This window comes from Hallella faecis (assembly GCF_018789675.1).
Lineage (GTDB): Bacteria > Bacteroidota > Bacteroidia > Bacteroidales > Bacteroidaceae > Prevotella > Prevotella faecis.
Genome location: NZ_JAHKBE010000103.1, coordinates 1 through 3,188 on the forward strand (window position 1 = coordinate 1; position 3,188 = coordinate 3,188).

At 44.5% G+C, this 3,188-nt stretch carries 2 protein-coding genes; both read left to right on the forward strand.

From position 1 onward, the window contains the following. Nucleotides 1-1,305: 1,305 nt before the first annotated feature. Nucleotides 1,306-2,544: an RtcB family protein gene (locus KM934_RS12520; RefSeq protein WP_215760939.1), complete on the forward strand. Its 1,239-nt coding sequence runs from the start codon at nt 1,306-1,308 to the stop codon at nt 2,542-2,544. A 157-nt stretch (nt 2,545-2,701) separates the two neighbouring features. Further along, the gene (locus KM934_RS12525; RefSeq protein ID WP_215760941.1) at nt 2,702-3,049 is read left to right on the forward strand and encodes a hypothetical protein; all 348 of its coding nucleotides are present in this window, start codon (nt 2,702-2,704) and stop codon (nt 3,047-3,049) included. Nucleotides 3,050-3,188 lie beyond the last annotated feature (139 nt).

Below are 3,188 nucleotides of genomic sequence, written 5' to 3' on the forward strand. Positions count from 1 at the left end.
GATTATTTAACATTTATGCGACTGCGTCGCATTCTTCTGCAAACTTAGAGTGGAATACTGGCCGCAGTAATTAGAAATCTCATCATATATAACCGTCATGTTGATACAGCAGATTATCTTCTAATTGTAAGTGAGTGTGCTTTAAGAGACCTTTGGGGAGATGAACTGACATGTAATGTGATAGGAAAAGAAGCTCTTTGCGATGCAAGTAACTTGTCAGTCCCTATGTACGACTTCCTCTTCCATATGTTGGACTGGAGTAGAAATAGTATAGAGAAAGGCTCAACGTGTCATGGACGGATGTTATATGGTGGAATAAGATGTTCCTCTATAGTAGGTTGTGTCAATGGTTATGAGTCGTTTCCATATAAAGATATGCTCAAGTATGTTGAGGTAATGCCTCAAATCGATGAACTGATGACACACGTTAAAACACGATTCTTAAACAAAACGTACTTTCAATAATTGAAGTTTCGGATGTTAATAAAAGCGTGAATATATAGGTGCAAAAAAAGCATTGGATACTTGCGTATGTCGCAAGAAAAGCGGGACAGGTCCGTGTCCCGAAGGGCAACAAGGTGCAGCACATATCAGGACATTAACCTGTCCCCTGTCCCTTTCTTGATGTGAAGAATATCATCCTTCCGAAAGAGTTTGTGGCGTGCTTGGTGCAATAATCTGCATGGCAATGATAGAAAACAGGTTACTTTTGCCTCTCTTATGTCATAAAGATGTATATAAACAAAAATCAAAAAGGAAGAAAATCAAATTTTGATTCAAACATGGGTTACTTCTTTGCATATTCAGTCATAAAAACCTGTAATAGCAAGAAAATAACTGATTGAGATAAAAAGACATTCGAAGTTGAAGGAATCTCATGAAGAAAGATTAATTTTGCGACCGATTTTGAAGGAATGTAAATACATGGTAAATAACAGCATTAATCAGTTGCCTGGTGCAACACAGAAAGCTGAATAGTGAGCTTGTCGGGTTTCGGCTCATTTTTTCAGCAAGACACATTCAGGGAGCCCGAAACAAACAGGAACGAGTAAGCAGACTCACAACAGACATGTAATTCAAAGTAAACCTACATCTCCAAGAACAGACAAAAGACTCCGTGTGGTGCCTTTATGTAAGGTTGGCACAAAACATACACGCCAGAGCATTTTCATACACATTACGGGCTGCGGCTCGGCATAATCCAAGTAAACTTGTCTTCTGCGCTCGCCTTGCACCGTAATTACATATATGCCCTTATTGTACCCTCACGAGACGTGGGGTATAGGGTTTCAAAATCAAAAAAACATGTTAGAACTTAAAGGAAAGTATTGCAAAGACTGCAAGATTTATACAGACAATATTGAACAGGATGCACTGTCGATGATATACCATTTTCTCGACCACCCGATGTTCGAGGAATCAAAGATAAGAATCATGCCCGATGTGCATGCGGGCAAGGATATTGTGGTGGGCTTCACCGTTCCTTTTACAGACCATGTGAACCCCGACCATGTAGGTGGCGACATCGGTTGCTCCGTCAGTACAGCCATCACCGACCTTCCGGTCAATGAAGCTGACTATCCTGCCATTGAGAAGACGATCCGCGAGAACGTCAAGTTTGGTATGACCATTCACGAGAAGTCGGTCTATGATGTGAAACAGCTGTACAAGCACCTTCAGACGAGGCTTGGAGAAGCCAGACAGCAATGGCCCGAGATGGTGAACAACATGGATGTGACGGAAAAAGGCATCACCGCCTTCCTCAAGCGCATCGACATGAACGAGCACATGTTCTACCACAGCATCGGAACTGTTGGTGGCGGCAACCATTTCGTGGAGGTGGGTGTCACACCAGAAGGCAACTACGCCTTCACCGCACACTGCGGTAGCCGCAACCTTGGCCAGAAGGTCTGGAAATACTGGAAGCTGGAGGCTTGCAAGCTTGCCGACTCAGCAAAGGGCTATCTCACAGGCGAGGCCATGAGGGGTTACATCACTGACATGATCATCTCCCAGGCATACGCGGAGTACAACCACATGGTCATCGACCGTCTGGTGATGGAGGCCATCGTGAGCAGTAGTGGCAAGAAGGCTGCCATCACAGAGCAGATATACACCACCCACAACTACATTGACTTCGGCATGAAGATGCTCCGTAAGGGTGCTGTGGCTGCCCCGGAAGGCAAGAAGCTCGTGATACCTTTCAACATGCGCGATGGTCTTATCATCTGTCATGGTAAGGGCAACGAGGATTGGAACTGTTCAGCACCACATGGTGCAGGTCGCCTGATGTCACGTGCAGCAGCCAAGGAACTCATTGACCTTGACGAGTACAAGGAGGCCATGAAGGGTATCTATTCAACCTCTGTTGGTACAGGAACCATCGATGAGAGTCCGATGGCTTACAAAGATCCAAAGGAAATCCTTCAGCTGATTGCAGATACCGTTGAGGTAGAGTATTTCATCAAGCCAGTCATTAACATGAAGGCTACAAACAGTTACGATTCGAGCGTCGAAACAGACCCGAACGAGGAACAAGACTAAAGCATCCTCATCGCCCCTTGTCGGAGGGAGCATATGGAATTTCGACCAACTGAAACCAACATCATTCATGGCTCGTTTCGCAGTCAGACTTCCAATCAGTCTGCAACGAAAACGAGCCCTTATTATTTTAATAACGAGTAAAAAAAGGAGCAATAAAATGAATAAAGAAGAAATAAAGAATTTGCTATACGCATTGCATCATTCTACATACCGTAACGAGCAGCAGATAAAAAACAGTCAGGATTGCGGTTGCTTTCACTGCAAGACAATCTTCAAGCCGGAAGATGTGACCGACTGGTGTGATAACGACGGCAGGGGCGACCGCACAGGCAGATGTCCGAATTGCCACATGGATTCGGTACTTGGCGACAACAGCGGTGTTGATATAACGCCTGACCTGTTGGAACTGATGAACCTTCAGTTCTTTGGTCCCGGCATTGACCATGTGAATGTCACTGTTTCAAATAGCAATCAAACAGAAGAAAGCAACGAACACAACAGATAGTGCCACTATTGCGACGACTTGGTGAGAGAGTACGTGTTTGTGCCGCTCATCAGAATAATCGCACAGTAAACAAGAGGTAGCTATGTTAGGGATGCTCGTAAATCAGTCAAAAACAACCTAACGATCTAATTGTCAGTGT